Consider the following 6,769-nt stretch of genomic DNA (forward strand, 5'->3'; position numbering starts at 1 on the left):
TTATCTGATACCAATGTTTTTGAACACTCGGCTTATTGAGAGAATGCAAAAAGCAGATGGTGCAACAAGAATCTCTTATAACTTCTTGTTACCATCTGCTTTTATTTAAAACGCTGTTCTAACAAAAGGTTCTGGTGCAAACACTTGGAAGAGATACAAAGGGACGAGAAATTTCCTAGTGGAACCATTTTATGCTGGAAAGCCGAATAGTTGATGAACGAGGTTCACTTGGCTTTGGACAGACTTCTCCCCTTGGAGAGTTTGTCCTTTTTTGATCATATGCATAGCTTCTATTCCCGCAATAATTCGTTTGGCAGTTCGGAAGGACTTTAAGCCAAGCATCGGACGAATACGTTTTTTAATAAAGCGATGATCCTGTTCCACGATATTGTTAAGATATTTAACTTGCCTTATTTGTATGCCTTTTGGCATACCTTTCTCTTCTTTTAACTCTTGAATTGCTACAGGATAGGCGGGATTTTTGTCTACTGTTATGATACGAGGGTTACAAATATGAGAAGCAGCCAAGGCTTTCTTGAAAAAGCGCTTGGCTGCTTGTTTATCTCTTGATTCACTTAGATAAAAATCAATGGTATTCCCTTCTGAATCGACTGCACGATATAAATACATCCATTGACCTTTTACTTTCACATACGTTTCATCGACTCTCCAGGAGTCATTTGTTGTCTTAAGATGACGTCGTACTCTTTCGTCTAATTCAGGTCCATATTGATGAACCCAACGCATAATCGTTGTATGAGCAATGGATAAGCCCCGTTCCTCCATCATTTCAACTAAATCACGAAAACTTAGGTTGTACCGTAGGTACCATCTTACCGTTAATAAAATAATATTAGGCTGATAATGCTTCCATTTAAACAAATTTTCCTTTTTCATACCGATCACACACCTTTTTTAGAGTAATAGTATCAGTATGTTCAAGATTTAGAGATACTTGCAATGGTCTTGAAGTTTTTGCACCAGAACCCTTAATATCATTCGTTTGCGAACCTTTTAAACAACTGTAATGCTTTTCATTAACTTCTAAAAATTTTTAAAAATATGATTCGAGCTTCTAATTAGTCCCGCAAACCAATTATGAATTTTAATTTAGTACCTATTTAGACCCATTTAGAAACTATCTCTATATTAATTTCATTTTCTATATATTTTTATTTCATGAAATCCCTTTTATAAAAATCCCCTCTTCAAATCAGGTTGATCACAATGTCAAAGTATTGAATTAGTCCATACTTTGACATTGTGAAATCTTTTATCCTTTGTAACCAAAATCCGGTATTTCTGTCCAACGCTTCCTTAAAAGGTGTGCAGCAGCCTTTGGTTTACGATCACGGGTGAAAATACCTTTTTTGTTCCCTTGAACCCGCATAATCCCTTGACTTGTTGCGAAATCAGCAAAGTTCCATACCTGCTCGCCAACAAATTGTTGGAATTCATCAAATACCTCATGGTTTGCTTTATAAAATTCTACTTGATATTCTTCCGTAAACATAACAGGTTCTACATCGTGCAATCCAGCAACTGTATCAGCGCCATACTCGGTCATCATAAACGGTTTGTCCGGACAGCGTTTCAGCCAGCTATTAAATTCCGCACGAAGCTTTTCTTTCGCTGAAGCGAAATCACCACCATCAACATACCAGCCATAGTATCGGTTAAAAGCGAGGATATCCAGTAATTCCGCTATTTGATCCTTTTCAGGTGAAGATTGTATTTCAGTAACAATAGTAACCGGGCGTTTTTGCGGATCAAGTTCTTTGGTCAGCTCGACTAGCGGCTTAAAGTATTCATATGCTCCCTCTTCTTCAGTGGCTGCTTCATTGGCTATATTCCACATAACGACAGAAGGATGGTTTTTGTCACGTAAAATTAGTTGCTTGATCACCTGTTGATGATGCTCGAATGTTTTAAGCTCCTTCCAGGTATCCCGTTTGGATCCGCCGAGAAACACCACCAACATGTTTAAGTGCATACCTACTGCTGGTACTTCATCAATGATGACAAATCCTTCGCGGTCAGCAAGACGCATCATTTCTTCCGAATATGGATAATGGGCTGTACGGAATGAGTTTGCTCCAGTCCATTTCATCAAGTTGAAATCCATTACGTTAGCAGCTTCATCAAAGCCTCTTCCATGAATTGGTGTATCTTCGTGTTTGCCAAAGCCTTTAAAATAAAATGGCTTATTATTAATAAGGAACTTTCCATCTTTGACCTCTACCGTTCTAACTCCAAACGGTTGTTCATAAACATCGATAGTTCTCCCGTCATTTTCCAACTCTACCTCAAGTGTGTACAAATAAGCATTTAATGGCTCCCACAGCTTTACATCTGGAATATTGATTGTACCAGAAACTCCCTTAGTCTCACCTACAACAGTTCCTGATTCGTCTATAACCTTTACTTTTACTTGTGCGGTGCCGGCTACCTCGATAGAATAGTGAACCTGCCCATCTATTTCAGTTATAATCGTTACATCCTTAACATAGGTATTCGGTGTTGTATAAATTTTCACCGGACGATGCAAGCCAGCATAGTTGAAAAAATCAAAATTTGGCTGATTGCGTTTTACTTTGCCGACACCAGGAATCTCCCTTTCTATTACTGTACCAACCGGTAAAGTTGAGTAATCAACAATATTGTCGACAGCAACAGTTAGTCGATTCTTCCCTTTTCGTAAAAATTTATTTATTTCTGCCTCAAACGGTAAGAAGCCGCCTTTATGCTCGACAACAAGCTCTCCATTGACATATACCTTTGCCAGATGGGTTGCCGAACCGAATCGCAAAACCACACGCTCAGATTGAAGAGTAGCTGGAACAGAAAATTCCCTTTCATACCAAACCCAGCCAACATGATTGCGTATACTTGCACTTACCCCAATATCATTGAAAGAGGCAGGAACTGCCATACTAATTGTGTCGCTTAATTTTTCATTTTGCCAGTTTTCCTCAAAGCCAATTCCTGAATCCAGCTTAAAATTCCAAATTCCGTTTAAATCAATGATACTACGTGTTTCAGTAACAATAGGATATAACATTTTCAACTCTCCTTCATTTCATCTATTCAAATCCTAGTGAAACTATTAGCGCTTTCATAATTCAATACACAGAACAAAGTGATCTTTATTCATCGTGTCTTTTCAGAAATGAGATAAGATCGCGAACTTATATCTTTATTCTAAGATACAAAATGGCTTCTCTCTATTCGAATTACGACTTTCTATTTTCATTAATCCGACTTATGAATACAAACAACTCAAAAAATCGATACATATGTGAACAATGCCTTCACCGAAAGAACGAAGGGAACTAGAATGATTATTCTAACTCCCTTTTTATCATAATAAAGATATCCTATTTATTAACCCTAAACCTCTCCTCTTACATTGTCTCCACTTTGGTTTTGGTGGAATTTTTTGAATACATAGTTGCTAAAAAACATGAGTAAAAATGCAGGGACACTTCCGCTAAAAAAAGGAATTAGACCTGGAAAATGAAATAGAATAAAACAGAAAAACCCTGTAAGTACAGCCATTATGAAGGTTACGATTGGGTTAATTGTCATTAAGATAACTGCATTTTTAATTATCCCTTTTATCCCAACATCAAAATGTACAAGGACGGGGAAAATATACAATAACACAAATAAAAAAATAATGATGATTATAATATTAGGAACATAAAGTAACTTTAATATCGGGATTGTTACCGCTTCCACAATCTTTATATTAAAATATAGAAAACATCCAAAAATAGTAATAATCAAACCCATAGAATTACTTTTTAAAAATTCACTTCTATAGACTGTCCAAAAGGTATTAAATACAGGAATATCCTGCTTCATTACCCATTTACGAACAACTGCGAACAGCGCCGTTGTAGCAGGAAAAAAACCAAGAACCACTAGGCCAAGAAGGGTAAAGAGAATCCACAGTATATTTACATACATAAATCTCATAACCCACTCAGAAACACGATAAATTCCTCCTATAAAACCTTCCATTCGTATAGCTCCTTCCTATGCTGCCATTACTGTATACCTATAAACCTTTCATATAACTATAGAGGGGTTAATTCCAGGAGTTTTTAAATTTGTACACCATTCTCTTTTCTATTAGTTAAGAAGAATAGCCCTCATCACTTTGGGACAGGGGCCATTCTTTGATAGATTGAAATATCAACCTTTTACAGATCCTAGTGCAATTCCCTTTATTAGGTACTTTTGGAAAAACGGATATGCAATTAAGATCGGTAATACTCCAATTACAGCAATCGCCATACGTACACCTGTTGAAGGAATTTGCGAAGCTGCCTGACTGGCATTTGTACCCAAATCACTGCTTGCTAAAAACTGAATGTCTGAAATCATCCGGTTTAGGATATTTTGGATACTAAATAATGATGGATCTGTAATGTAGATCAGGCCGTTAAACCAATCATTCCAATAGTGAATCGTTTGAAGCAGCCCAATCGTTGCCAAAATAGGCAATGATAGGGGCAGGATGATGGAGAAAAAGGTTCTAAATTCACCTGCACCATCCATCCGTGCCGATTCAATAACAGGCTCTGGGATGGAAGTAATAAAAAATGTTCTCATTAATAATACGTTAAAGCCGTTCATAAGTAGGCCCGGTATAATCAAAGCCCAAATCGTGTTTTTCAAATCAAAAAGTTGTGTATATACAAGATAGGTTGGAACAAGTCCACCGTTGAATAATAATGTAAAGAAAACAAAGAAAGCAAAAACATTTCTGTAAGGTAAATCACGGCGAGAAAGTGCATAAGCCAAAAGTGCCGTTATCGCAAGGCTAACAAAGGTTCCAAAAACAGTAACGAAAATTGTAATCCCGTAAGCCCTTACAATACTTGCTGAATTATTTAATAAATACTCATAGGCTGCGAAGCTAAGTTCCTTAGGAAAGAAGGAGTATCCATCTCTTAATATCGCATCTTCACCTGTAAGAGAAGAAGATAAAAGAATGATAAACGGAATAATGCTGCCTGCTGCAAGTACCATTAGAAAGCTATGAGAAATCCACTGTATTATACGATCAGATTTATACATTTTCATCCACCTCCAGTTTAAAATAATGCATTGTCTTTACTTTTCTTACGAACGATATAATTTGATAGTAATACGAGTACAAAACCGACGATAGATTGGTATAAACCTGCTGCTGCTGACATACCAATATCCCCAAGCTGCATTAATCCACGGTAAACATAAGTATCAATTACATTGGTCGTATCATATAAGGCACCTGAATTCATTGGCACTTGATAGAATAAACCGAAATCCGAGTAAAAAATGCGACCTATTGAAAGTAATGTCATCATGATAATGACAGGCATAATAGATGGGATTGTAATATGAATAATTTGCTGCCATTTATTAGCCCCATCTAAAGTAGCTGCCTCATAGTACTCTTGATCAATCCCAATGATAGCGGCCAAGTAGATAACACACAAGAATCCGACACCCTTCCAAATGCTGATGAAACTTAAAATATAAGGCCAGTATTTTGCTTCGTTATACCATGAAACCCCATCAAGTCCCAGTAGTGGCAATATCGTTTTGTTAAGATAACCTACATCCTCACTCAAGAAAGCAAATCCCAAGTAACTTACTATAACCATCGAAATCAGAAATGGCAATAAAATTACACTTTGATAAAAGCTTTTCGCAAGTTTATTTTTTATTTCATTTAACATAATCGCTACACCGATTGCCAGTATAGTATTTAAAATGATAAATCCCCCATTATAAAGGATAGTATTTCGCGTAATAACAAAGGCATCTCGTGTAGTAAACAAGTATTCAAAGTTTTTAAAGCCTATCCAATCACTCGCAAAGATTCCTTTTGCATAATCAATATCCTTAAAAGCAATAATCATTCCAAACATCGGTAAATAATTGTTAATTAATAAATAAAGCAATCCGGGTAGCATCATAATCAAAAGAGGCAAAAATCTTTTAAATTTTATGATCCTGTTGTTTACCTTTGCCCCAGATACCGACTGGACATCTGTTTTCAATTTCTTCACTGTAACTCCCGTCATCCTATTTCCTCCTTCTCCAAACTGAATGTTTCCGCTTACATTTTTAATTTTAATAGACCTGGAATTTTATCACTATCCATATTACGACTTCCTATTTTCGTTTATCCGACTTTTCATAGAAATACAACTTTTGAAGGTTTAACGCTCTCTAACCTACATAGGCATTATAAAAAAAGAAAAACTAGAAATTTGCACTGTATACGACTAACAAGCGGAGACACATTTTTTGTGCAGAAACATTCGTTAGAAACAAAATTAGAGGTAACCTAATATGTATTTTGGAGGTGAAAAATCCTTAAGATAGACTGCTTGGGAATACGGGATAAATAAAGCAATATTGTATAAATGGCTAGTAGATGTATTTGTCACTGATTCTTGACCTCTAATAACAGTGAGATTATTACGTATGACTTAAAGAAACAACGTCCTATGTGGAGCTGCTTGAACAAGTGTAGAAGGGCAATTCCTCGACCCTTTAACCCAAACAGGGCTAGTATTGTTAAATAAAATTGCATCAAGATATACTGAAAGGATGAGAACCCTATAAAGGCAATCGCTTAGATAACGCAGCCATGGGGAATTTTTTTGTCTTACACCTTAAAGGGCTTGAGAGCATGGAGCACTTCAGGCAGGTCTGGAGAACTGCCCTTACTATTACAGCCATAAACGGGGATCAAAGCAAAATG

At 36.4% G+C, this 6,769-nt stretch carries 5 protein-coding genes; all 5 read right to left on the bottom strand.

Annotation, left to right across the window (positions count from 1 at the left end; genetic code table 11):
• Window positions 1-189: 189 nt before the first annotated feature.
• Window positions 190-897 (bottom strand): IS6 family transposase, encoded by a 708-nt coding sequence (locus AAHB12_RS25510; RefSeq protein ID WP_342047957.1) that lies wholly within the window; start codon window positions 895-897, stop codon window positions 190-192.
• Between the two features lie 376 nt (window positions 898-1,273).
• The gene (gene uidA / locus AAHB12_RS25515; protein ID WP_342047958.1) at window positions 1,274-3,061 is read right to left on the bottom strand and encodes a beta-glucuronidase; all 1,788 of its coding nucleotides are present in this window, start codon (window positions 3,059-3,061) and stop codon (window positions 1,274-1,276) included.
• 329 nt (window positions 3,062-3,390) lie between these two features.
• Window positions 3,391-4,026 carry a YesL family protein gene (locus AAHB12_RS25520; RefSeq protein WP_342047959.1) on the bottom strand — a complete coding sequence of 212 codons (636 nt, stop codon included), beginning with the start codon at window positions 4,024-4,026 and terminating at the stop codon, window positions 3,391-3,393.
• Window positions 4,027-4,200: 174 nt separating this feature from the next.
• Window positions 4,201-5,088 carry a carbohydrate ABC transporter permease gene (locus AAHB12_RS25525; RefSeq protein WP_342047960.1) on the bottom strand — a complete coding sequence of 296 codons (888 nt, stop codon included), beginning with the start codon at window positions 5,086-5,088 and terminating at the stop codon, window positions 4,201-4,203.
• 17 nt (window positions 5,089-5,105) lie between these two features.
• The gene (locus tag AAHB12_RS25530) at window positions 5,106-5,975 is read right to left on the bottom strand and encodes an ABC transporter permease (RefSeq protein WP_342047966.1); all 870 of its coding nucleotides are present in this window, start codon (window positions 5,973-5,975) and stop codon (window positions 5,106-5,108) included.
• Window positions 5,976-6,769 lie beyond the last annotated feature (794 nt).

Source organism: Bacillus sp. OTU530, assembly GCF_038440375.1.